Annotated in this window: 25 protein-coding genes and 1 pseudogene; 14 read left to right on the forward strand and 12 right to left on the reverse strand. The window is 53.8% G+C overall.

The window, feature by feature from the left end; all coding sequences use genetic code 11:
* The first annotated feature begins 113 nt into the window (after positions 1-113).
* The 4 genes from AACY45_RS14220 (at position 114) to AACY45_RS14235 (ending at position 2,188) form a co-directional block, all read left to right on the forward strand.
* Complete coding sequence (locus AACY45_RS14220; RefSeq protein ID WP_339546068.1) at positions 114-413, forward strand: hypothetical protein; 300 nt, start codon at positions 114-116, stop codon at positions 411-413.
* A 153-nt stretch (positions 414-566) separates the two neighbouring features.
* Entirely contained in the window at positions 567-1,190 is a 624-nt protein-coding gene (locus AACY45_RS14225; RefSeq protein ID WP_339546069.1) for a hypothetical protein, read from the forward strand.
* 110 nt (positions 1,191-1,300) lie between these two features.
* A complete protein-coding gene (locus tag AACY45_RS14230) occupies positions 1,301-1,543 on the forward strand; it encodes a hypothetical protein (RefSeq protein WP_339546070.1) in 243 nt (80 codons plus the stop codon).
* Between the two features lie 279 nt (positions 1,544-1,822).
* A complete protein-coding gene (locus AACY45_RS14235) occupies positions 1,823-2,188 on the forward strand; it encodes a histone-like nucleoid-structuring protein, MvaT/MvaU family (protein ID WP_339546071.1) in 366 nt (121 codons plus the stop codon).
* A gap of 414 nt (positions 2,189-2,602) precedes the next feature.
* Here the strand turns inward: AACY45_RS14235 and AACY45_RS14240 are convergent, their stop codons facing one another.
* The gene (locus AACY45_RS14240; RefSeq protein WP_339546072.1) at positions 2,603-4,219 is read right to left on the reverse strand and encodes a DUF1254 domain-containing protein; all 1,617 of its coding nucleotides are present in this window, start codon (positions 4,217-4,219) and stop codon (positions 2,603-2,605) included.
* Positions 4,220-4,690: 471 nt separating this feature from the next.
* Between AACY45_RS14240 and AACY45_RS14245 the strand changes: the two genes are divergently transcribed.
* Entirely contained in the window at positions 4,691-5,056 is a 366-nt protein-coding gene (locus AACY45_RS14245) for a histone-like nucleoid-structuring protein, MvaT/MvaU family (RefSeq protein ID WP_339546073.1), read from the forward strand.
* 47 nt (positions 5,057-5,103) lie between these two features.
* Here AACY45_RS14245 and AACY45_RS14250 read toward each other — a convergent pair whose 3' ends face one another.
* The gene (locus AACY45_RS14250) at positions 5,104-5,235 is read right to left on the reverse strand and encodes a DUF2256 domain-containing protein (protein WP_339546074.1); all 132 of its coding nucleotides are present in this window, start codon (positions 5,233-5,235) and stop codon (positions 5,104-5,106) included.
* A 284-nt stretch (positions 5,236-5,519) separates the two neighbouring features.
* On the opposite strand from AACY45_RS14250, the pseudogene AACY45_RS14255 reads away from it, so the two are divergent.
* Positions 5,520-5,862: pseudogene (locus AACY45_RS14255) on the forward strand (DUF190 domain-containing protein).
* 9 nt (positions 5,863-5,871) lie between these two features.
* On the forward strand, positions 5,872-6,402 hold the full coding sequence (gene ppa, locus AACY45_RS14260; RefSeq protein WP_339546075.1) for an inorganic diphosphatase: 531 nt from the start codon (positions 5,872-5,874) through the stop codon (positions 6,400-6,402).
* A 277-nt stretch (positions 6,403-6,679) separates the two neighbouring features.
* Here ppa and AACY45_RS14265 read toward each other — a convergent pair whose 3' ends face one another.
* Genes AACY45_RS14265 through AACY45_RS14280 form a run of 4 tightly spaced genes read right to left on the reverse strand, consistent with a single transcriptional unit; the run spans position 6,680 to position 9,090 of the window.
* A complete protein-coding gene (locus tag AACY45_RS14265; RefSeq protein WP_339546076.1) occupies positions 6,680-7,153 on the reverse strand; it encodes a DoxX family protein in 474 nt (157 codons plus the stop codon).
* Positions 7,154-7,174: 21 nt separating this feature from the next.
* On the reverse strand, positions 7,175-7,939 hold the full coding sequence (locus AACY45_RS14270; RefSeq protein WP_339546077.1) for a DNA-binding domain-containing protein: 765 nt from the start codon (positions 7,937-7,939) through the stop codon (positions 7,175-7,177).
* Positions 7,936-8,790, reverse strand: a complete 855-nt coding sequence (bufB, locus tag AACY45_RS14275) for an MNIO family bufferin maturase (protein ID WP_339546078.1) — start codon at positions 8,788-8,790, stop codon at positions 7,936-7,938. Before bufB ends, AACY45_RS14270 begins: the two co-directional genes overlap by 4 nt.
* 27 nt (positions 8,791-8,817) lie before the next feature.
* Entirely contained in the window at positions 8,818-9,090 is a 273-nt protein-coding gene (locus AACY45_RS14280; protein WP_339546079.1) for a BufA1 family periplasmic bufferin-type metallophore, read from the reverse strand.
* 244 nt (positions 9,091-9,334) lie between these two features.
* On the opposite strand from AACY45_RS14280, the gene AACY45_RS14285 reads away from it, so the two are divergent.
* The 3 genes from AACY45_RS14285 to AACY45_RS14295 all read left to right on the forward strand — a co-directional run bounded on the left by AACY45_RS14285 (position 9,335) and on the right by AACY45_RS14295 (position 11,261).
* On the forward strand, positions 9,335-9,907 hold the full coding sequence (locus AACY45_RS14285) for a sigma-70 family RNA polymerase sigma factor (RefSeq protein WP_339546080.1): 573 nt from the start codon (positions 9,335-9,337) through the stop codon (positions 9,905-9,907).
* The gene (locus AACY45_RS14290; RefSeq protein ID WP_339546081.1) at positions 9,904-10,545 is read left to right on the forward strand and encodes a DUF1109 domain-containing protein; all 642 of its coding nucleotides are present in this window, start codon (positions 9,904-9,906) and stop codon (positions 10,543-10,545) included. The genes AACY45_RS14285 and AACY45_RS14290 overlap by 4 nt, the downstream gene beginning before the upstream one ends.
* A gap of 155 nt (positions 10,546-10,700) precedes the next feature.
* Positions 10,701-11,261, forward strand: a complete 561-nt coding sequence (locus AACY45_RS14295) for a lipocalin family protein (RefSeq protein ID WP_339546082.1) — start codon at positions 10,701-10,703, stop codon at positions 11,259-11,261.
* A gap of 467 nt (positions 11,262-11,728) precedes the next feature.
* Here AACY45_RS14295 and AACY45_RS14300 read toward each other — a convergent pair whose 3' ends face one another.
* Both AACY45_RS14300 and AACY45_RS14305 read right to left on the reverse strand, forming a co-directional pair.
* Positions 11,729-12,163 (reverse strand): universal stress protein, encoded by a 435-nt coding sequence (locus AACY45_RS14300; RefSeq protein ID WP_339473626.1) that lies wholly within the window; start codon positions 12,161-12,163, stop codon positions 11,729-11,731.
* 155 nt (positions 12,164-12,318) lie between these two features.
* Positions 12,319-14,529, reverse strand: a complete 2,211-nt coding sequence (locus tag AACY45_RS14305) for an LTA synthase family protein (protein ID WP_339546083.1) — start codon at positions 14,527-14,529, stop codon at positions 12,319-12,321.
* A gap of 292 nt (positions 14,530-14,821) precedes the next feature.
* On the opposite strand from AACY45_RS14305, the gene nhaA reads away from it, so the two are divergent.
* Positions 14,822-16,018, forward strand: a complete 1,197-nt coding sequence (gene nhaA, locus AACY45_RS14310) for a Na+/H+ antiporter NhaA (protein WP_339473621.1) — start codon at positions 14,822-14,824, stop codon at positions 16,016-16,018.
* A gap of 63 nt (positions 16,019-16,081) precedes the next feature.
* On the opposite strand, the gene AACY45_RS14315 is transcribed toward nhaA, so the two are convergent.
* The 3 genes from AACY45_RS14315 to AACY45_RS14325 all read right to left on the reverse strand — a co-directional run bounded on the left by AACY45_RS14315 (position 16,082) and on the right by AACY45_RS14325 (position 19,322).
* A complete protein-coding gene (locus AACY45_RS14315) occupies positions 16,082-16,933 on the reverse strand; it encodes a universal stress protein (protein WP_339473620.1) in 852 nt (283 codons plus the stop codon).
* Positions 16,934-16,944: 11 nt separating this feature from the next.
* Positions 16,945-18,432, reverse strand: a complete 1,488-nt coding sequence (locus AACY45_RS14320) for a SulP family inorganic anion transporter (RefSeq protein WP_339473618.1) — start codon at positions 18,430-18,432, stop codon at positions 16,945-16,947.
* 647 nt (positions 18,433-19,079) lie between these two features.
* Positions 19,080-19,322, reverse strand: a complete 243-nt coding sequence (locus tag AACY45_RS14325) for a hypothetical protein (protein WP_322437057.1) — start codon at positions 19,320-19,322, stop codon at positions 19,080-19,082.
* A gap of 209 nt (positions 19,323-19,531) precedes the next feature.
* On the opposite strand from AACY45_RS14325, the gene AACY45_RS14330 reads away from it, so the two are divergent.
* The 3 genes from AACY45_RS14330 to AACY45_RS14340 all read left to right on the forward strand — a co-directional run bounded on the left by AACY45_RS14330 (position 19,532) and on the right by AACY45_RS14340 (position 21,673).
* Positions 19,532-19,849 (forward strand): transposase, encoded by a 318-nt coding sequence (locus AACY45_RS14330; RefSeq protein ID WP_339473614.1) that lies wholly within the window; start codon positions 19,532-19,534, stop codon positions 19,847-19,849.
* Between the two features lie 277 nt (positions 19,850-20,126).
* Positions 20,127-20,699 carry a TetR/AcrR family transcriptional regulator gene (locus AACY45_RS14335; RefSeq protein WP_339546084.1) on the forward strand — a complete coding sequence of 191 codons (573 nt, stop codon included), beginning with the start codon at positions 20,127-20,129 and terminating at the stop codon, positions 20,697-20,699.
* Positions 20,696-21,673, forward strand: a complete 978-nt coding sequence (locus tag AACY45_RS14340; RefSeq protein WP_339546085.1) for a DMT family transporter — start codon at positions 20,696-20,698, stop codon at positions 21,671-21,673. The genes AACY45_RS14335 and AACY45_RS14340 overlap by 4 nt, the downstream gene beginning before the upstream one ends.
* Positions 21,674-21,941: 268 nt before the next feature.
* Here the strand turns inward: AACY45_RS14340 and AACY45_RS14345 are convergent, their stop codons facing one another.
* On the reverse strand, positions 21,942-23,183 hold the full coding sequence (locus tag AACY45_RS14345) for a cation:proton antiporter (RefSeq protein ID WP_339546086.1): 1,242 nt from the start codon (positions 23,181-23,183) through the stop codon (positions 21,942-21,944).
* Positions 23,184-23,216: the final 33 nt, after the last annotated feature.

The following is a 23,216-nucleotide window of genomic DNA, read 5'->3' on the forward strand; positions in this document are numbered from 1 at the left end:
TGGCGCGAAGGAGCGATTTCAATGATGGTGCACGGTATCGGTGGCACCTTTGAACATTGCGGAGCGTAGAGGCAGTGCTATTCAGTGAGTACATTCTTGGCACGGAGTTCGAAATGGGATACCTAAGCCTAGAGGACATCTACCCCGAAGACGTAAAAAAATATGGCCATATGCGGGTAGGAATGACCGATCTCTATGTAAAGGATAATCACGATATTTATGGTGTGGTTACGCGTGGCGAATACCGCGAGCTGACCAGTAGCTTACTGCGTGACAATGCGGTGCAAATGATCATCAGCGCTAAGATCACCGCTTTGCCCGCGGACTACGATCCGTGGATCAGGCGGATCGAGCGCAATCGCGCCTTACACGCTAGGTATGGGGACAAATTCGATCCCTGGGGAGATGACTGACAAACCCCACGCCCAATCACAAATGCAGCGCCACATCATACTCGGCCGACTTGGTAGTCATGCTCCTCGCAGAGCGATCGGTACTCTAAATAGTGGGACGAGCATGGGCGCCAATGACGGGCCACGCTAACACTCGATGAAAAGGACAGGGCGTTGAAGATATTCCTTGATTGCGAATTTACTCAGCTCAATCGGGACTCGAAGCTGATATCCCTAGCTCTGGTATCAGAGTCGGGCCAAGAGTTCTACGTTGAACTGACCGACACCTATTTGGTCGAAGACTGTAGTGATTTCGTTATTCAGAACGTTCTACCACAGCTTGATCCTCTGCGATGTGGTCAGTCGCTTGTCGAAGCTCGAGCCTCGCTTCGAAGATTTCTAGGCAGCTTCGATGAGAAACTTGAGGTGTGTTCAGATGCGCCACATTGGGATTGGCAGTTGTTCCGTGATCTCGTTTGTGTAGATCATCAACCCTGGCCAATCCACGTTATGGATCAACCAAACGACCTCACGATCCTTTCCAATCAGGTAAGTGCGGAAGCTCTTGAGGAGCAGGATCTATCTGATCTGCCGCACCATGCATTGCTAGACGCGCGAATGCTTGCAGAGCTTTCAAGGCACTGGCCTCTCGGTTTGCTCCGTCACCATAGAGGTACATCGCGACGTTGGTCGCTGAGCTTTGAACGGTGTCCTGCTGGTGATTTGAGTTCCACGATCGGTGGCGAAGCGACAAAACTGGATTATTTCAAATTATGGCTCAGCCATAATTATTGCTGAGCCATAATTTTCACATCTCAAAGCTCCCTTTAACCGGAGCAACACTTCGGCATCAGAACAGGCGGAACCTGCCGCAGTTGCTGCAACGTCGAACCGCATGAGGTTGAGTCATGAGTGACCCTCGTATCCCCAACATCAAGTCTGCGCACCACGTTCAGAAGACTTCGCAAGCGAATGAACCGATGGAAGCCTATCTATCCGTATCCCGAACTCTCGGGCTTCTGGCTGCTGACATGGACATGTATCCGGAGCGAATGCTGCCTGTGGATACGCGTCTGGTCGCTCGAATCTTTGCGCTACTCGGTCAGGTAGATGTTGACCTCAATTCACCGCTTGCAGCGGAGGACGAGTAAACCAGGGCTGCGAACCTAACTCGCTGGATGCGGGGCTCACTGATCCTTACCCATGATTTCTATACTCAACGCGGCTGGCGACTCCGAATGGTTTTGTGCGACTCTCGTTGTCCAAAAGGCAGTAGGGAACATATCTGCGCGATCCCATTGGGAGCAAAGTCGCAATTTTCTTTTAAGGGTGAGCAGCAGTGACATTTCGGTACATCGGAAGCGCTGAGCCTTAATCCGATTTACAGATTTTGGTATATTGTTAGGCGACTAACTACCTAGAGAACGACCATGTCCAAGCTCGCAGAATTTCGCCAACTGGAAAAGCACCTTACCGAACAGCTCCAGGCTCTCGAAGCACTGAAAGGCGATGTAGGCCTCAAGAAGGAAATCGAATTCGAGACCAAGCTACGCGCCCTGCTGGGTGAGTACAGCTACAGCCTGAAAGACGTGATCAACCTGCTTGATCCGAAGTCTGGTCGTCGTGCACCAGTCGCTGAGCCTCAAGCCAGCACGCGGAAGCCTCGCCAGGTTAAGGTCTATAAAAACCCTCACACTGGCGAAGTCGTCGAAACCAAAGGCGGCAACCACAAGACTCTGAAGGAGTGGAAAGCAGAACACGGCTCCGCGACTGTTGAGTCCTGGGTGACCAAGTGATTTTAGTTTGCGTACAAAAGGGCCCGAGAGGGCCCTTTACTTAATTGTTGGCGCCGACGCCGAGTTAAGCCAGTTGCCGAGTTAATATTGACCCAGTCTGTCTCTTCGCGAACCGTTGCCAGTACTGGATCTTTGCCGACTTGTGGGTGGAGCAGTCTTACTTAAGCACGTGGGTCAATTCGGCGTAAGCGTCTACGTCCTGAGGATCGATTCGCGTTAAGTACCCAATCCAGGAGCCGTATGCGGTAGTTCCGTACGTACGGATCAGTGCAGGGGGGGCAGGCAGATAACTGCCATGCCAACCACGACCATCGTTTAACGTCTCTGGGATGTGCAAGGCTGTGATCTCGCGTTTGAATGCGTGAAGCCGATCCCTGTAGGTACCGATCCACGCTGTTCAAAATCGAAATTCGCTTACTTCACCAACTCGACTTCGCTCGGACGCCACGTTTTGGCGAAGAAGGGCTCCAGCGGGCTATAGAGGCGCAGACATGGGAAGAAGCCTTTGCCGGGTATGGTTTGGATCCAGTTGCCGCGTGCCACTCCTTTAGGTTGCTGCGGCCCGAAGTAGACCGTCGTCGTCCCGTCAGCGTTTGGCTCCGCAGCCGGTGATGGGAAGCTTTGGCTGCCGGAGCGCGGATAGCGCTGTGGTGTGTCGAGCATCGACCGAGTCATGTTGTCGTAAAGCGTGAACGACCAGAATTTTTCTGCGGGGATGTCCTTCGGCAGGCTGACCTTGTAGGTCTTGGCGCCATCGAAGTAGTTATTCTGAGCGTCGACCATAGTCCACAAATACGTCGAACCAGCGCCGGGTAGTCGCATGGCCATCGCGGGTGTGATGCCGGTGACGCCGTAGAAGAAGGCTGAACGCGCATCCAGTTGGCGGTAGCCGGTCGCAGGAAAAGGCTTCACTCCCTCCGGCGTGATCTGCGGAATTGGCGTTTCGAACTCGTGGCCAGTTGCGAACAGCATGTTCTGCCAATTCGCATTGTCGTAGTAATACCATGACTTATCGCGCGGACTCATGAACAGGCTGCGTGAGGTCGCGTTGGCTACCACCAGCGCTTCCATGAGAATCTTCTTCATTCGCGCATCAGGTGCAAAGGGCTTGCCCTTAACGATCCCGATGGCGGCGATTGGCCCCATCAACTCGGGGTCGAGGCTGGTGGCCGGTTCCTGCTGCACGACCTCGTTCAACATTTCGAAATATGAAAAGTCGTTCGGCGGAATGGTGTTCATCACCTTGCCGCTGCCTTCATGGAACGCGGTCGACGGTGGCGGGGTGACCGCGCTAAGCTTGGCCTTGTCCGCCAAGAACTCGGCGATCGGTGTCCCGACACCGCCAGCTTTGTAGGGATAGACCTTGGTGGTTTTCTTGATCTGTTCGACCACCGGCTTGGGATCGTTGCCGTTCTCGATGAACGCGCGCGCGAACCAAACGCCGTGTGTGGTCTTGGAGTGGGCGACGTTGAACTCCCCTTCTGGCAATGGGCCTTCGTAGTCCGGCGGCACGATTAGATATTTCCCTCCTTGGCCGCGATCAGGGCCTGGCACGCCCATGTCGATAACCCAGCGGAACCAAGCATCCTGGACGGTGCCGAGGACTCCAGGCGGGACTTCCACCACCATCGGCCCCTTCGAGAGGTCGAAACCGGAGATGATATAGATCGTGTCGGCATTGGGCGTCAGGAACAGCGATTTGGAATCCATCAGCTCCGAGAAGACGATCACCTCGTTGTCTTTCACGCCGATGTCCTGCAGACCCTTGCGGATAGCGTGGATGCTGACGCCTTGCAGAGTGTCCGAAAACGCGCGAGTCGCGTGCGAGAAGTCCAGTTGGTCATAGACTTTGTCGACCGTCGCCTCGTTCGGCTGTCCGTCCAGGAATTCCAGCGTGCCGAGGCGGGTTTCGCTCTTGGCGGGCGTCGTGAGCGACTCAGGGATCGTCTCGGCCCATGCGCAGGTAGCGAGCAACAGGCTGGCAATCACAGCGCCGCCCTGTCCGATGGTGGTGCGGGGGAACGTTTTCATGGATACCACTCCTTGTGTGTTTGCGATGCCTCGCATAGCTCTTAATCCGGGGGTTCACTCCTTTTCAGCTGAGGCCAGCGTCACGGTGAGCACCGTCGGAACCGCTGACCTACTACAGTTATTGCGCACCATTGTCGGAGCAGCACGTTCTGCGTGATCAGTTCTTCCAGCAGGCAGAGCATAGGTGCACATTTGCCATTGCTCCAACCACAGGCGGCTTTTGGCCGTTCTCTGCCGATCATGGTTACAACACGTGCTGGTCAAATCCGATGCAATCGCTGGTCAGAACGCATGCAAGTGGTCACGTGGAGTGAAATTTCGCAGCAAAACTGGATTATTCCAAATTATGGCTCCGCCATAATTATTGCTGAGCCATAATTTTCGGCTGCTAACTCAGTTGTCGCAAGCAGCCTCTATTGCGCTGACCGATTTGCAATATACTGTTAGGTAACTACTGAAAAGAGACCTGTCATGTCCAAACTCGCCGAATACCGCCAGCTCGAAAAAAACCTCGCCGAACAGCTCCAGGCTCTTGAAGCCCTGAAAGGCGATGACGGCCTGAAGAAAGAAATTGAATTTGAGACCAAACTGCGCGCGTTGTTGGGCGAGTACAGCTACAGCTTGAAGGACGTGATCAATCTGCTCGATCCGCAAGCTAGTCGTCGTGCCCCTGTAGTCGAGGCAAAATCTGGCGCTCGCAAGCCTCGTCAGGTGAAGGTCTACAAAAACCCTCACACCGGTGAAGTCGTCGAAACCAAAGGTGGCAACCACAAGACCTTGAAAGAATGGAAAGCAGAACACGGCTCCACGACAGTAGAGTCCTGGCTGACCAAGTGATCTTGGTTTGAGTACAAAAGGGCCAGGAATGGCCCTTTTTCTTTAGTTCAGCGTTTACTACGCCGGCAGCTTTCCGACCAGTAGCGAACTTTCTCCGAGCAGTGTGCCCACTTTTTCCTCAATGAGAAGGGAAGGCCGCAAGTCACGCAAGTTTTGACTGGAAGTCCACTCTCCTTCAAAACAACTCCCTTGCATCAAGTCTGGCGAGCAGCTTCTGAACACGTCCCAGAGCGCTTGTCGTTCGGGTTCAGTCATCTTGTCGAGGTTTTGTAGGCAATACTCATGTTCTGATTACCACACTGAAGGACTGCCGTGACGCATTCGGAGGTGACAGTAGAGCGCGTGATTGGTGTTTCCGCTCACCTTGTAGGCGCAGTCACGGCGATAGTCACACATCTGCTTGATACCAGTCGCTCGCACAGCAACGCTATTTCCACTCTGGGGCCACGTTGAGGAGACGAACATGAGAGGTTATCTAGCGATTTTCTTCGCCCAGCAGAACCGTTGTTGTCAGGGAAAGATGCTGGGCGAATGGATCGTCGACGTGGCTAAAGAGATGGGGTTGCGCGGCGCGAGCCTCTGCACAGCAATTGAAGGATTTGGGCACACAGGTAAATTGCACTCATCGCATTTTTTTTGAGCTGGCAGATCAACCTACGGAGATTCGCATGGCTATCACCGAGGACGAATCCGAAATGTTGTTCAAGAGGTTGGAGGTTTAGGAGATTTCCGTATTCTACGTAAAAACCCCAATTGAAATGGGCACCGTCGGCAGAAAGGCCTCCAAGCCATTCCTAAACCTTTGAGGTACGAACGTGAGCTATACGGATGTTCCACCAGGTATCGCGATCCCCAATGACTTTTTTACGGTTATCGAGACTCCTGCTAACCACTCTCCGGTTACACACGAGGTGGATAAAACAAGTGGACAGACCTTCGTTGACCGCTTCCTCAGTACATCGACGCTTTATCCCGCCTACTATGGATTTATTCCAAATACGCTGAGTGATGATGGCGATCCTCGGGGCGTACTGTTGATTTGCCCGTACCCGGTATCGGCTGGCGTTGTAGTTCGCAGCCGCCCGGTTGGTGTGATGTACATGACAAGCGAAGTAGGTGCTGGGGTCAAAGTAATCGCGGTGCCTCATGACAAGCTCAGCTCTAAGTACAGCGACGTGAAGGAGTGGGAAGACCTTCCCGTGCTTTTGCTCGCACAGATCCAGCATTTCTTCGAAAACAGCAAAGCTCTGGAGCTGGGGAAGTGGGTGAAGATGGGCCGTTGGGGGAGCGCTGATGAGGCTCGGGAGGAAATTCGCAAGTCGGTGGCTGCATATGCCCCGAAATAAGTTTTTTGCGCTGGACTGAGGAGCGTCTGGCGAGTGCTCGATACGAGGGGCGCGTGAATCGTGCGCAGCCGTTCAGTCACTCCGACATCGCCAAATATCCATTCAGACGAGCACAACACTCACCTATTGATTATTGGACTTTTCAGTCCTTAAGCCAGGAAAATTTATCTAGTTCAATATTTGGTACCGACGTTTAAAGCCTGTTATCTGTCAGACAAAATTGGTTTTGACTCATCACACGTTTCCGACAGGCAGTGCGTGGACAAGGTGCAAAGCATCACTTGAGGCCGAGTAGTCGATCCAGCGACGTTGCACCTCCACCACGTGCGACGATGAGCAGCAGCAAGCCTGCCCAGGAAAGGTGCGTTGGCCAGGCGTCAGGGTAGACAAACACCTGGATCACAAAAGTCATGCCCAGCAACGCGAATGCTGAAAGTCGTGAGAACAGGCCTAACACAAGAAGTAGTGGAAACAAATGCTCACTGTAGGTAGCTAGATGCGCGGCCAGTTCCGCAGAGATAAATGGCAGTGAGTATTCGGTGCGGAACAGCTCATAAGTACTGGGCGTGATCGTCAAAAAACCACTGACTTTGGTACGTCCTGACATCAAGAAAATGGCCGCGATGGATAGGCGAGCAACCAGCACCAATAGCGAGTCACCAATCATTAAGCCAAGTCGGTCTGCAATGCGGTTCCAAATGCCACGCAAGGACTTATCGGCGGTGGACGATGTATTTCGTATCACGTCCATGATGTCTCCGTTGGTTAAACTTCAGAGAGAGCTGTGGGTGTTTACAGCGACGAACGCGTCGGCACTGAACAAGCGGGCAATGAGGTCTGCCAGATCTAAATCAGACTGAACCTCAAGGGCTTTTTCTGCAGCCAGTTCAAGCGGCAGGTATGCCGCGCAGGCGTCTAGAAACGTGCAATCCGCAGCACTGGCGGCTTCCCAACAAACCCGGCCTTGCTTGCGCGTCAGAAGCGCTCCTTCGCCGCGCCAGTCGAGTTCGTCAGGCATGTCCCGCTGTTCGCGATTGAAGCGCCAGATGGTGTAAGCCGGGTGGTCTGGGAACCAGGCCCAACGGGAAGCGGCCTTCGGTGTGAGTCCGCTGCGGGCCAAGTCCTTTTGGGACATGCTCGCAAATAAACTCGGATCAATGTCGGGCTCATCTTTGGCGCAATGGACTTGTATCCAAAGCAGATCCAGGCGGCCAATGTCGCCCAGATAAGGCATTTCTCGCGCATGTCCAAAAGCGTCGAGAAAATCCGGGAAATCAGCGCCGTAGTGCAGCAGTCGGGAATCCGTCGGTGGCGACTGCCGGGCATAGATCGCAGCAGCGGCCTTAAGCCACTCTGTCCCGACCAAACGCTCGATGGTGGGAAAGTTTGCGAGCAACGCGTCCGTGGATCCTTTCAAGACAGTATTGCGGTACACCAAAAAACCGGGCTGTTCGATTAGTGCAGTCATTCCAGTCGAATTTCGCTCATATAGCGCATCGACGAATGCATCCTGAAAGCTTGCGAGTGAGGTGTTCATATCGTCACTTCCGATGATCGCCTCTGACCGATGTTCAACAGCGCCTGTGCTCTGTCTCGTTCAGCCAGCAAGACGTCGAACCCTGGGATATTGTCGTCGCGCTCGATCAAGGTCGGGCGCATGCCGATCCGTTCGATAACGCGTTGATACAACAACCAGACGTCGTCAGCGATGGGGGCATCGTGAGTATCTATTAGCAACCGCGTATCCCCCGGATCCACTGCGTGGCCTGCCAAATGGATTTCCACGATTGCCTTAGCCGGGAAGGCATCCAGATACGTTCCCGCATCAAAACCCAGGTTATGCGCGCTGATGTGGACGTTATTGACATCCAGCAGTAACCCACAGCCAGTTCTCGCGCTCAGCTCGGTCAAAAAGTCGAGTTCGCTGAATTCATGACCATCCAGGCGTAGGTAATGGGTGGGGTTTTCAATGGCAATAGGGCGTCCTAGGGCATCTTGTGTCCGTTGGATATTGCTTACGATGCGCTGCAATGCCTCGACCGTGCGAGGGAATGGCAATAGGTCAGGATGATACTGGCCATGCCATGCTGACCAAGCTAGGTGCTCGGAAATCAACGCAGGCTGAACGTGATCTGCCAGCGCTTTCAGGCGCATCAAATGGTTTTCGTCCGGCGGACAATCGGCAGCCAGTGAAAGTGAAACGCCGTGCAGCGAAAGCGGGTGTTGACTCCCAATTGCCTCCAGCCATGCGAGACGGGGGCCACCATCTACCATGTAGTTTTCCGGATGAACTTCGAACCAGACCCCCTCAGCCGTGCAGTCAAGCGCATCTGAGTAATGATTCGGTTTCAGGCCGAGCCCGGCCCCCATCTGGCGTTCAGTTTTCATGGTTGGTGTGCCCCCGTAGTATTACGATTACTTCGGTGCGAGAGTGCCCATGCCTTTTGGAGTCTTGATGGAGGTACAAGTACCCGCAGGGACGTTTTTCCAGGCATTAGGCTGGTAGTCCACTTTGGCGGTGCCTGCGCAAGTGGTACCTGCACCCGCCTTGCAATCGTTCTTGCCCGCTAGGGCGACGCCGTAACATTTCTCCATGGCGCCTGCGGCAGCAGGAGTGTCTGCGGCCATAGCACCTGCAGCGAATGTAGAGAAGGCAGCAGCGAGCGCGGCAAGCTTGAGATTATTCATGGTTGTGTCTCCAGATGATGGGGGGGCGTCGCATCAGCGCTTGAGTGCCGTGCTTGCGATCCAAAAGGTAGTTCGATGGTTTTTCACTTCCGGTTACAGCGACCGCTGAATATTTTTCAAACCTGCAAAATTGATTCGCTTGTTACCTTATGCCGGTACCGCATGTTAGATCCGCTGCCCGTCACTAACGCCGGCATCAAGCAGGAGCGAGATATTTTTACTTTTCGTGTAACCAGAGCGAACGATGGAACGAACTACACATAACGACGTGTTGCACAGTCGAGAACTCCACCTTCAGGCCCTGTTTATCGCAGGTCTGGACGGAGATGAGCGGTCTTATCGAACGTTTCTATCGGAGTTAAGTGGCCATCTTCGTGGTTTTTTACGCTCGAGACTTCAGCGGCGACCAGGTGAAGTCGAGGATTTGCTGCAAGAGGTTCTGCTGGCCGTTCATAATGCGCGTCAGACTTATCGGATCGACCAACCGCTGACGGCGTGGGTTTTTGCCATTGCGCGCTACAAGCTCACCGATTTTTTCCGAGGGAGGTCACGTCATGACGTGTTCAACGATTCCCTCGACGATGCGGCAGAGCTATTTGCCGAGCCATATCTTGAACCTGCGCAGGCCAGTCGCGACCTAGGCAGGTTGCTTGAGCAGCTACCTGAACGTCAGCGTCTACCTATCGTGCACGTGAAAATAGAAGGGCTGTCTGTTACTGAAACCGCTCAAATGACGGGGTTATCTGAGTCTGCGGTGAAGATAGGGATACACCGAGGGCTTAAAGCTCTGGCGTTAAGGGTTAGAGGTGCACGATGAATACTGATGATTTTATTTCCCTACTCGCGTCGGGTGTGGCCCCGATTGACCGCAGGACACTCGCTAAGCGTTTCAGCGGCGCGGTGCTGGCCGGCCTCTTGGGCGCCACTTTGCTGGTAATAGCAATAATGGGCGTTCGGCCAGACCTGGGCCTGGTCATGGCTACACCGATTTTTTGGGCAAAGATCGCCTTTCCGCTCTGTCTGATGATCGGTGCACTGAGCATGGTAATGAGGCTGGCTAGACCTGGAATTGCCTCGGGCCCCGGAAAAATGCTGATTGTTGCCGCAGTCGCTTCGGTGTGGGTCGGATCTATCTATGTACTCTTGGTAGCCCCACCTGACGACCGCGTAGCGATCATTCTCGGCCAAACCTGGAAGGTATGCGTGCTCAACATTACCTTGCTGTCGATTCCTGGGTTTATCACTGTGTTTTGGGCGCTACGCGGTCTTGCACCCACCAACCTGACGCTCTCAGGAGCCTGCGGCGGACTACTAGCAGGCTCAATGGCAACGATTGCTTACTCGCTTGGCTGCCCCGAGATGCAGATACCATTTTGGGGAGTGTGGTACTTGTTGGGCATGCTGGTGCCGATGGTACTAGGCGCATTATTCGGTCGAAGCTGGCTGCGCTGGTAAGTCTGTGCTTCACATGGCCGAACCCGATGCTGGTTTTTCTCTGATTGAGCTGGCCATAGCCTATCGTTGAGCTGAGAGCTCAATCTACGTGCACCCGATTTCTCCGATGGCATTGGGGAATGCATTGTCGACCGCCAACAGTGAGCCTTAGTGCTATGCGCAGAATAGTTCTTTACCTTTTTACTAGCCTGCTTTGGTCTGGGTTGAGTTTTGCTATTCCGGGCAGTCAGGCAGACAGTTCCAGTCTGCCGTTGCAGCCTGTCGCCAGCATCGATCTGCCTCGGCTCATGGGTACCTGGTACGAGATCGCCCGCACTCCCAACCGGATCCAGAAAAGGTGCGTCGGTTTCACCCGCACCGACTTCCATCTACAGGTCGACGGTACGGTGCAAGCCGTCAACCGTTGTCGATTGCGCGATGGCCAATTGCATCTTTCTCTCGCCACTGGTCGGCAAGTGGGTGCTCCGAACTCTCCCAGGCTCAAGGTGCGTTTCGCACCAGCGTGGATGTCGTTTCTCCCAGCAGTATGGGCGGACTACTGGATTATTGATATTGACGAGCAATACCAATTGGTCGCCGTCAGTGAGCCGACTCGCAAATACTTGTGGATTTTGTCGCGAACAACTCGGGTAGAGCCGCAGGCTTATGCGGCACTACTGGAACGACTAAAAGACAAAGGCTTCGCGGTGGAACGGCTGCTGATGACACAGCAATAGGCTCGTTAACTCTAAACGAGTCTCTAAGGTATTTTCGTTAGGGGGGATGAGTAAGCCAAGGCGCATTAGGCATTTCCAGGCATGATGCCTCTGCTTGATTGAGCGCGAAATCACTATAATGAGTGGTGGGCAAAGCCGCGAAGGTTGGAGTGCCGACCACGAGGGCCGACCACCCTTTCGGGTGCCGACGCGACCCCGCCCATAGCGCAGACAACGCGATAACATGGTCACAAGGCCCTAAGCAATAATTGGACTCACTGAGGGTCTTTTTACTGGGTAGCAATCCTAGGCTAATCGATATCAAACCATTGTCGAGAAGTCATTTGATTCAAAAAATATCAACCCCCCACTCGTAATAGGGCTTCATGGTCGGCTACTGAAGGGCAAGGTTAAATCAGAATCTTTTCAAAACACCTGCCTTTGACAATCCAGTTATGGGGCCGCGCTATCAAGCAATTCACGATCTCTTATTTGACTAAGGTGATTGGTAAATCCGAGAGCTGAATCACCTTTGCCGCGACAGAGCCCAGAAAAATCCCCGCCAGAAAACCATTGCCATGCGAACCTAGGATGATGCTGTCACATCCTAGGGAATGTGAGCACGCCACAATTTGGCTGGCTGCATCGCCTTGTAGGGTATGGAGTGCGAATGTAATCCCTTCTTGCTTCAGAAGCACCTCAGCTTTTTGTGAATCCTCAGCACTTTTATCCCCATAATAATGATCACGCTCATCCTCGCTCATGTCGTGTGCGATTCGAGTGGGTAAAAGTGGCTGCACATTCACCAGATGTACCTCAACACTACCGCCCAGTAATCCGCCATCTTGGATCAGCCCAATAAGGTAACGTACCGCGCGCTCCGAATGCTCGGAACCATCGACAGCTACAAGTATTTTATGCATTTTCTAAACCCTCTTTCAGTGGCATGAAGATGCTTGTCGTTTAGGGTATGCCCAGCATGCAACCCGTTCTACTCGGACAAGCGGATTCGAATCTGTTTTTCTATCTCGATTACCGCAAACAGCACTCGACGTCAGAGTGCAACCATACGGGGTACCTAGCTTGATTGAGCACCGCTGTCGACCGGATTCTCATCCAGCACTTCTAGTGCTTCTGGCAACTCGGTAATCACGCTGAAGTCGCTCACCTCAACGGCACCCAATCCATAGCCCAACAAGTGGAACGAAAACGCCTTACGCGACTGCGGATTGTCAAAACTGAAGTCCATCTCCAGTGGCTGGTCTGCAGTGACGACCATTTCGGCTGGCAGGCCCAGTTGGACATCCTGTTCCAGCTCCTTGGCCTTGAGCAGTATGTAGGCGTTCTGTTGTGGATCTACCGAGCGCACGGTCAGACGCACGCGAGTATGTGAGCCCTTGGGCATTTCGAGGTACTGAGCACCGATAAGGTTATCGGCCCAGTCATCCTTGATCTGCGCCTGAAGCGGGATGATGGCGGGACTGCCGAACTGGTAGTGCTGGTTCAACGGTGTCCGGAGCAGCGAATGATCCAGTGCCGTCGCTCTGGCTACGATTTGGCGGGCACGCTGGCCCCCATACTGCCCCGTCAAGGTTGCACGCTCGGCAATGAAGCCGGCGCTGGCGTAATACCGACAGCGCTGTTGAAAGTCACACTCGGTCAAGATGCCTTGGCCATCGTGATAGCGCAGCTTGTCGTTGGTGAATGACATGATTTCGCGGCCCGTTTCATAATTACGAAACAGGGAACGACCGCTCAAGGCTGAGGGGACGGGTAAGGCGAAGTAGTCGAGTATCGAGGTACTCAGATCGACATGCCCGTAGACCCCAGACTTCACCCTGGGCAACTGATCCTGCTCGGGCGCTAGCATCAGGTTGAAGCCCCAAGAGGAAGCCAGGCGCACACCATCTATGCCGTGGGATTCGTCCGAGGTGATCACCAGCAGGGTGTCTTTCAAGATGCCTTGACGTTCCAGGCCGTTGAGAAATTGCCCGAGAGCATCATCCAGATACCCGACGGCGGCCTGCTTGGGTGTGTCGTAGCGCTCAAGGTAGTCTTCAGGGGCCGAATAGGGTTGGTGGGTGCCAACGGTCAGCAGGGTCAGCATCCACGGCGTCTTCTGCTTTTTCAGCTGGCCGACATAGTCCAGCGCCCCTTCGAAGAACGCCTTGTCATCCTTGCCCCAAGGGAACTCCAGATAGTTGCTATTAGTGAACCATTCCAAGCCATGGGTTGCATCGAAGCCGATGTGCGGCATGATCTTGTCTTTGGCCATGAATCGAAGGCCTGCACCCTGAAGGTAGTGCGTGGTAAACCCGTTCTTATGCAACTGGGCTGGCAAGCAGGCTTGGTTGCGCTCGCTCTGGGTCAACATTTCGACGCCTTTGGGCGTGCCGTTATCCAGCTTGTCGTAATCGCCGCAAAGCATCGCGTAAAGGCCGCGAATGGTTTGATGGCTATGCAGTACATAGTCCGGCGTATTCATGCCGCGCTCTGCCCAACGACTGAGGTTGGGCATGAGGTTTTCTTGATAGCTGCTGTGCAGGGCTTGGCGGTTGACGCCGACGTAAGCGCCGGGAATACCTTCCAGCGCGATGATCAACACATTGCGCGCACGCCCCGGTGCCGCGAGCAATTTCTGTCCGTCCAAATCGAGTTGAGTGAGCCCCGCCATTTGCGGTGGGACATCGACAACATCACCTTCCAACCACTCTTCTGCGCTTGCCTGAACATCGCCAACGCTCGCGGCCATCAACTGATGCGGGAGGTTGAACAAGCGCCACTGGTCTTCCTCTGAGGGGTACAGGTGCTGAGCGCCCCAATGGGCGATCAATAGCAGTAGCGGTGCTCCCCACGCGCTTCGTGGCAAGCCCGGAGCGGCAGTGGAGCGCCCCAGATACTGCATGATCAGGCAAATCACCAGTCCAAGAAACAGAGTGGCGGCTAGCCAAGGCTGGGCGAAACCACCACCGGTAGAATTTTCCAAAAACTGAGGGTCGATCAGGTAGTGCAGGTCTGAGGAGTTTGGAAGTCTACCGACCGCGCTGACCAGTTCGGCAGTCGCCAGCGTCATAAGTCCCCATGCCAGCAGCACTGGAAGTGCCAACCACCAAGGACGGCGATGCAGAAGTACGATGAGCAGGCTCGCAATTCCCAGATCTGAAAGGTAGCCGAGTGGATTCGACCAACCCAGTGACGCACGCATGCACACAGGCACTATCAGAACCAATCCGATCAAAGTGATGAGGCGTGCATAGGGTTGTCGTAACCAGCGACGGATAATGTTCACAGAGGCCTTCCAGACATTAAATCTTCATACAAGTGTGCTGGATGGTATCAAGCGATGGGAAGACTGATCGGGTTATTCGAAAAGGGCGTGGGGGTATGGAGTCGATGGGCGCATGTATATTGTTTCGCATGCCAATAGGTTCTGGTCTAAAACCCCCATTCCAGAGTAATGAATGAACAGCATTAATGCCCGGTTATGGCCTTGAACATTAACTGTTTCAGGCTGTTTAACGCCGCCATTCGTGTAGGCCAGATGTTAATCTATTACCTTTTAAGTGATCCCAAGGACGTTGATGACCAAGCATCAAGCTAAAGCCGAAACCCCTAGAGCAGCCGCGATTCTGGCTCGCTTCCTGTCGTCGGAATCCGCTGGCGGTCTCGTGTTGATGGGTGCAGCTCTGGCCGCTCTGATTGTTGCTAACTCACCTCTATCCCAGAGTTACTTTGCAGCCTTGCACAGCGTTTGGATGGGCATGTCTGTAGAGCATTGGGTGAATGATGGTCTGATGGCGATCTTCTTTCTGATGGTCGGTCTAGAAATCAAACGAGAGGTGCTGGCCGGTGGGCTTTCCACGTGGGGGCAGCGAGCCTTACCTGGATTTGGTGCTTTGGGCGGCATGGTTGTTCCTGCGCTGATCTACATCGCAATCAACTGGGGTAATCCTGAGACCTTGGGGGGGTGGGCGATCCCGGCCGCTACTGACATCGCATTCGCCTTAGGTGTTTTGTCGTTGCTGGGTAAGCGAGTCCCGACTTCGCTGAAAGTGTTTCTGGCTGCCTTGGCGATCATTGACGATCTGGGCGCGGTGGTGATCATCGCCTTTTTCTATACGTCGGGCCTTTCCATGCCGATGTTGCTGGCCTCGCTTGCGACCCTGGTCATTCTGATCGCAATGAATCAATTGGGCGTAAGGCGTTTGTTCCCGTATCTCCTGGTCGGGGGCGTGTTGTGGTTCTTCGTGCTGCAATCGGGTGTCCATGCCACGCTGGCCGGTGTCGCTGTGGCGCTGTGCATCCCCATGGGCAAGCCAGAAGAGGAAGCCCAATCTCCGCTGCTTTTCCTGGAAGAGAAGCTGCACATGTGGGTAGCTTTCGCTGTGGTGCCGATTTTTGGTTTCGCCAACGCGGGTGTTTCATTGGCCGGTATTTCGATGGAGAACCTGGTCGATCCGGTTCCACTGGGTGTCGCTCTGGGTCTGTTGGTGGGCAAGCAGGTCGGTATTTTCCTATTGGCTGCTCTGGCCATTCGCATGGGCTTGGCCAAGTTGCCAGAAGGAAGTACCTGGGTACAGCTCTACGGCGTAGCACTGTTATGCGGCATTGGCTTCACTATGAGCCTATTCATTGGCAATCTGGCGTTCGCCGGATCAGCTCTTTTGATCGATGAAGTCAAAGTCGGAGTGTTGATCGGTTCGATTCTGGCTGCAATTGGTGGTGTTCTGGTGCTGCGCTGCAGCAGCGTTTTAGCAAGTGCTGCCATAGCCAAATAATCTCGCTTGAGATAACCACAGTATTTCTCGAAGCATAGAAATACTGTGGTTTAGAAACCTGCGTTAGCGAAGCAACAAGACAGGCATGCTGGCTGTTCGAAGCATCGTCGTAGTCGTGCTACCCACCAGGAACTGTCGGATGCGTGAGTGCCCATAGGCGCCCATGACCAGCAGATCAATTCCGTGCTCTGCTTGATAAACGTGCAGGGCCGCCTCCACCTCACCTTGTCGTATTTCAGCTTGGACTACGAAGCCTGAAGAAAGAAGCATGCCTCGTGCTTTCTCCAGCGCCTCTCGATTGCTTTCCGAGTCTGCATCGACCATAACAAGATGAATGGGTAAACCTTCGCAAAGCCGGCTGGCGGCGAGCATTTGGACGGTTTTGTAGGCCGTAGGGCTGCCGTCAAATGCGAGCATCACTTTTTCGGGCTTTTTATAGCAGTTGGCTGTGATCAAGATGGGCCGGCGAATTGTCCGCACGACAGCTTCTATCTGGCTACCAAGGGTGCGCGTACTGCGTGTGCTGTCTTCTCCCACTCTTCCGATCACCAATAGCCGAATATCCTCCTGAAGGTCGCTCAGACTTTCTACTAAGTGGCCGTGGCGCTGCTTCAACTCAGGAAAGCCAGCACCGGAGATGACAGTTCGCTCCCTGGCGGCTTCAAGCATATGCTTTCCCTGCTCCAGAGCGATTCTGGCACGATGGGCATCCAACGTAGCCAGTTCCTCCAGCAGATGCTCTCGACTTCCGAGGCCAATATTTCCACTCAGGTCAGCTGCTGCCGGGTATTTCTCTTCATCCAAGACATGTAGCAAAGTAAGGGGCGCATCTAATTGTTGTGACGCCCATGCTGCGTAGTCGCAGACCGCCAGTGAGAACTTTGAGTTATCAATGCATGCCATTACGTGAGTCATTGTTGATCTCCTTAGTGGCTCATGAGCTTGTCGATGGCGTCAGGTTTGTCATGCACGCCAAAGCGGTCAACGATAGTGGCGCTGGCCTCATTAAGGCCTAACACTTCAACCTCAGCACCCTCGCGACGGAATTTGATAACCACTTTGTCCAGCGCTACGACGGCAGTGATATCCCAGAAATGCGCCTGCGTGAGATCGATGGTGACCTTGTTGAGCGCTTCCTTGAAGTCAAAAACTTCAGTGAACTTGTCTGCAGAGCTAAAGAACACCTGGCCCACGACGTGGTAAGTCCGATGCGATTCCGCCTCTTCTAGAGTGCTCTTGATATTTAGGTAATGTCCGACCTTGTTCGCAAAGAACAGTGATGCCAGAAGCACGCCTACCAATACGCCGTAGGCCAGGTTGTGTGTTGCGACGACGACCACAACAGTCGCGACCATGACGATGTTGGTCGAAAGCGGGTGCTGCTTGAGGTTGCGCAAAGAATCCCAGCTGAAGGTGCCGATGGACACCATGATCATCACAGCCACGAGTGCGGCCATGGGAATTTTGGAGAGCCACTCACCAAGAAAGACGATTAGCAGTAGCAGGAAGACGCCGGCGCAAAGTGTCGACAGGCGGGTGCGGCCACCGGATTTCACGTTGATGATTGATTGGCCAATCATGGCACAGCCCGCCATCCCACCAAGCATGCCGGCAATGATGTTAGAGATACCTTGGCCCTTACATTCGCGGTTTTTGTTGCTGGTGGTATCGGTCAAATCGTCGACGATGGTCGCGGTCATCATGGACTCAAGCAGACCCACTACGGCCAAGGCAGCTGAGTACGGGAAGATGATGCGCAGGGTTTCAAAGTTCAGCGGGACTTCAGGCCAGAGGAAAATCGGCAGTGTGTCCGGCAGTTGGCCCATGTCACCCACGGTGCGGATATCCAGCCCGAGGTAAATGGCAATTGCGGTCAGGGTCAGGATGCACACCAGCGGCGAAGGAATCAGCTTGCCGATCTTCGGTACATACGGGAACAGGTAGATGATCCCGAGGCCCGCTGCTGTCATGGCGTAGACGTGCCAGGTGACATTGGTCAGCTCAGGCAATTGCGCCATAAAAATCAGGATCGCCAATGCGTTTACGAAACCGGTGACTACCGAGCGTGAAACAAAGCGCATCAACGAGCCAAGCTTCAGGTAGCCGGCAAGGATTTGAAGTACGCCACATAGTAGAGTCGCGGCCAGCAGGTACTGGAGTCCATGCTCTTTTACCAGCGTAACCATCAGCAGTGCCATGGCGCCTGTCGCCGCCGAGATCATCCCGGGGCGCCCGCCGACAAAGGCGATGACAGCACAGATACAGAAGGAGGCGTAGAGACCGACTTTGGGATCTACCCCGGCGATGATGGAAAAGGCGATAGCTTCCGGGATCAGCGCGAGTGCGACCACGAGCCCCGCGAGCACATCTCCACGGACGTTGGAAAGCCACGTTTGTCTGAGTTTTTGCAGCATAGAAAATATCCAAGGCAAAGCATCGCGCACGTCAAATGGATGGCGAGCGAATCGATACAAATTCAAATTTTGAGGATTTTTTGCTGTGTGCTTAAGGTGTAAAACCAGGCGTACAGCAGTGCGCGCCCGCGAGCGAAGCTAGCGGAAGCAAGGTGTTGCGAGGGGGCGTAGCGCTAAGGCGGCGTAGGCTGCCAGTAAATCGTTTGGAGTACAGTCATGTTGGTGTTCCTGTAGCTCAAGGGGGCAGGCTGAGCGGGAAGTATACAGTCAAGCTATCGTCGATTGCGACCCGCCACCTCACTCTGGGCGGATTGCTTTGAGAAAGGTCTTTTGGCAATATCACTCGCCTGCGCTTCTTTTGTCAGTTCTCCATCCCTCTCAGTTGGGAACTGCGTAGTTGAGAAGCGCAGGTAAAAACCCGGCCAAGTGCCGGGTTTTTTACTTTTCTGGTCAAATTTGATCAGTGTGATTCGGAGTGGAGCCTCCACACATCAGGCAAATGTGGCTGTAGAGCAGAATCGGAAAAGCCCGCACGGAGGCGGGCTGCTTTTTTCACATAGGGGGCGCCGATCCATCAGCTGATGTCATTGTAGATTGAGTATTCCCACGCGCAAGTCGGAAGCGGATAGCGCGGCGCTCGGCCAGGTTCAATCTTCTGGATCTTTCTCTTCCTCAGGCGTCCATCTGGCGATTAAGTCAACCAACAATTCTGCAACGGCGTCATTGTTACCTTCCAGCACCCTCATCTGCTCATTGATTCGGTCGGATACGACTTTAGAACCTTGCTGATCGATCCAAGTACTTATCTCTTCAATCGCACACTTGAGCGCTGTGATGTTTTGGTTTAGGCGGCTGAGCAGTGCAGGGGTAGGGTCGTCAGGCAGAGACATGGCTTTCCTCCATAGAGAGTAAAAGCATAGTCGAAGAAGTTGATGAGAACGAAAAGCCCGGCGCCTCACGGGGCTCATGCTGCTTCCAGCGTAGAGGCTAGGCGATTTGTTGTAAGGGGGCGGCGAACACACCTACCGAACTCCAGGTTTAAGGGCGATGGTGTCCGCGTATTTTAAGCGGACGCGATTGCCCTATCGACAGGATTTCCATGCGCCAACGAAGCTCTTATCCCAAACCGTTCAAAACCCAGGTCGTCCAGAAATGCCTGAAACCTGGAGCGACGGTCTCCAGCGTTGCCATCAACCACGGCATCAATGCCAACGTCATCCGCAAATGGTTGCCGATTTACCGAGATCAACCACCCGCAGTGCTGCCCGCATTCGTGCCTCTGAAAACCACGCCCAAGCGGGCCAAGGAAGACATGGCTGTCATTTCGCTATCGCTGGGCGATAAATCCATCACGGTGAAATGGCCAGCCTCCAACCCGGATGGTTGTGCGCGTTTTATCCGTGAGGTTGCTCAATGATTCGCATTGACGCTATCTGGCTCGCCATTGAGTCCATGGTATGCGCGCCGGTGCAGAGACCGCGTTGGCCAGAGTGATTGCGGTGTTCGGTGCGGCGAAGCCGTACTGTGCTTAGCTAGCGTAACGAACGTCCTGATTGGCCAAATCCTACGATTTGCTGCCGCGTTAGCATGTTGCGGCTGGTGTCGTAGAAGCCATTATTCAGGTCGTATTTGGACGCGCCCAAATCTTACCGGTCAGTATAGTCAACTCCGTATCTTTGCCGGAGTGCCTTAAATTGGACAATACCCGTGAACGCTTGATTGACTCAGCGTTGAAGCTGTTTCTGTCGCAAGGTATACACATTACTGGTGTGATGGCCATCGCCACGATGGCGGGTGTTACCAAGATGACGCTCTACAGCCATTTCCCCTCCAAGGATGCACTGATTGTGGCTTGCCTTGAGGAGCGCGACCGACGCTGGCGTGAAGAGGTAGAGCGCACCTTGGCAGGGCATCCTGACCCGGTCAGTGGCATGCTCGCTTTTTTCGATTTGTACCAAAGCTTTCTTTTGCAAGACAGCGAACGCGGGTGCCTGTTCGTCAACAGTGCGGCTGAATTCCCCCAGTTTAGCCACCCTGTGCATTTGGCAGTGAGCAGGCATAAGCAAGGGATACGCGACAATCTTAATGCCTTGGCCGTGAGCGCTGGTACAAGTGACCCTGACGTAGTTGCTGAGGGGCTGTTTATCTTACTGGAGGGCAGTTTTGTAAGCGGCGCCATGGGCCAGGACGTGCGGGTATTCGACACTGCCCGACACGTAGCTCATTGCTGGATCCGGAGGCAGGGCCAGCAGGAGCAGAGCGTATGACCCTAGGCTTATTAGCGGCCATTGCCGCCACTTTTTCCTGGTCGCTGCTCTACATCTTTCCGGGGTTGGTCGGCGATTACAGCCTTTTTGATCTGGCTGTGGTGAGCTATGCCTTTGCCGGTTTGGGTAGCCTGCTTGTGCTGTTTGTTTACCGCAGCGAAGTTCGGCAATTGCGACTGAGCGACTGGGCCTGTGCCGCACTGCTGGGCTTCTTGGGATACATCGGCTACTTCTTCCTGATCACCTCTGCGGTCTTGGCAGCTGGGCCGGTGATCCCTCCGGTAATGATGGGGTCAGTGCCGATTGTGCTCGCGATTGCCGGCAACATGCGAAGCTCCAGCGTGCCCTGGCGCGCTATTGCCGGGCCGCTGGTGGTGGCGGCCTTGGGCATAGGTTTGGTCAATCTGAGCGTGTTTGATTTTAGCCGTGCAACTTTAGTGCTCCCGACAGCTTCGATATTGCTTGGGCTGCTCGTATCGTTAATGGCAATTGGATTTTGGACTGGTTTTGGATTGTTAAATGAAAGTGCTTTGGCTCAACGCCCAAGCATATCCCCCATGCTGTGGTCAGCCATGCTGATCTTCATGTGCAGCGTCGAAATGCTGGCCTTCATCCCAGTTGGGCTGTACTTGAAACTGTCCCACTTTGCTAGCCATCCGAGCGGGTTAACAGGTACTCAGGCGCTAATAGTCTGTGGGTTAATTCAGGGGTTAGGGGCCACCCTTGCAGGTGCCTGGGCGTGGTCAGTCGCAACTCGACGTCTACCTCTGGCGCTCAGCGGGCAATTAATCGCCAGCGGAACCATTTATGCAACTACGATGGGCCTGCTCATCAACCAACGCTGGCCCTCTCCTATGGAAGCGCTTGGAACTGGGTTGCTATTCGTAGGGGTTGTTTGGGCTATTCACGCCTTTTATCGCAGGCAAACACGCCTCGAGACGCATGGCGGGATAACTGACCTTAGCCAAAATTAATGCGACTGTGCTGGTATGGGCATTTCAGGTTTTCACTTTGGATTGATGTGGCATCATTGGCCTAAGTGCTTGGGTCGGGAAGTTGTGTTGGGTGGTCGGTTCATATCTGGACATGTTTGTGCGACGGCAATTTTCATCTTGGCCGGAAGGTGTGTTCGCCATCTTCTTACGGGCTATCGGCTCCTCGAGCCTTATAAGCATGCCTGCGATATCCCGTTAGATAGCTATCGCCGTATTATTTATTTTTATCGCAATGTTGTATTAACTATTATCTGCCCGTGCAGGGCATGACCTTCTTGACCAGTTTCCCAATGGTCATACCTTGGATCAAAATAGAGAACACTACGATTATGTAGGTTAGGGAAACCACTGTATCGCGTGCCTCGCTCGGGGGAAGCGATAAAGCGAGGGCCACTGAAATTCCTCCTCGTAGGCCACCCCAGGTCATTACGCTCCAAGCACCTTTAGGAAGCCGAAAGCGTTTACCCAATACAGCGATAGGAACACCGACCGTCAGCAATCGCGACAGCAAAGTTAAAGCCACGACCATCAATCCAGTGGCGATAAGAGCATTTGAAAAATGTATCAGAGCCACTTCTAGGCCGATCAGGACAAATAAGACTGCATTAAGGATTTCGTCCATCAATTCCCAAAACATGTCGAGATTTTTCTTGGTCTGTTCAGACATTGCATAGGAACGGCCATGATTGCCAATAATCAGCCCCATTACTACCGTAGCAATGGGGCCGGAAACATGTAGATGCGTTGCGAGGGCATAGGCCCCGAGCACAGCGGCCAAGGTGATGAGGACTTCCTCTTGATAGCTGTCGATACTTTTGAGCATCCGGTAGATGACGTACCCGACGACTGCACCTAGAAGAGCGCCGCCGCCTGCCTCTTTCAACAGTAACTGCGCGGCTCCCGCAACCGATGGGCCTTCACCGCTGGCGATCATAGCCAAAATGAGAGAAAACAGGACTACGCTGACTCCATCGTTGAATAGAGATTCCCCCGAAATAACCAGTTCAACGCTACCGGGAGCACCAGCAGACTTCAAAATGCCCATCACAGCGATAGGATCGGTTGGCGAGATCAGAGCACCGAACACCAGACAGTAGACGAGCGGCATACCGAGATCTGTCAAAGACAATAACGCCCATAGACCGAAACCGATAAATAGCGTCGACAGGGTTGTGCCTATTGCGGCGAGGGACGCTACCTGCCATCTGTAGATACGTAACTGCGACAAGTCGACGTGCAAGGCCCCAGCGAATAGCAGTAACGACAACATGCCTTGCATAAGCAATTCGGAGAAATCTATGGATTCCACCAGCGATTGCTCAAGCGTGTGCAAGGCATGGAAGCCAAGGCTATCAGCGGCCATATTCAGTAGCGATATGCCAAGTGCGATACCCATGACGCCAATGGCGGAAGGAAGTCCCACGTAACGTCGGTTAACGTAGGCAAGTAGGGCTGTGACACTTAGAAATATCGCAATAATGTCTAGCATTCAACGGTTAGCTCCGGGGTATGTGCGATAGTT

It is taken from the genome of Pseudomonas sp. RA_35y_Pfl2_P32, assembly GCF_963970735.1.
Taxonomy (GTDB): Bacteria; Pseudomonadota; Gammaproteobacteria; order Pseudomonadales; family Pseudomonadaceae; genus Aquipseudomonas.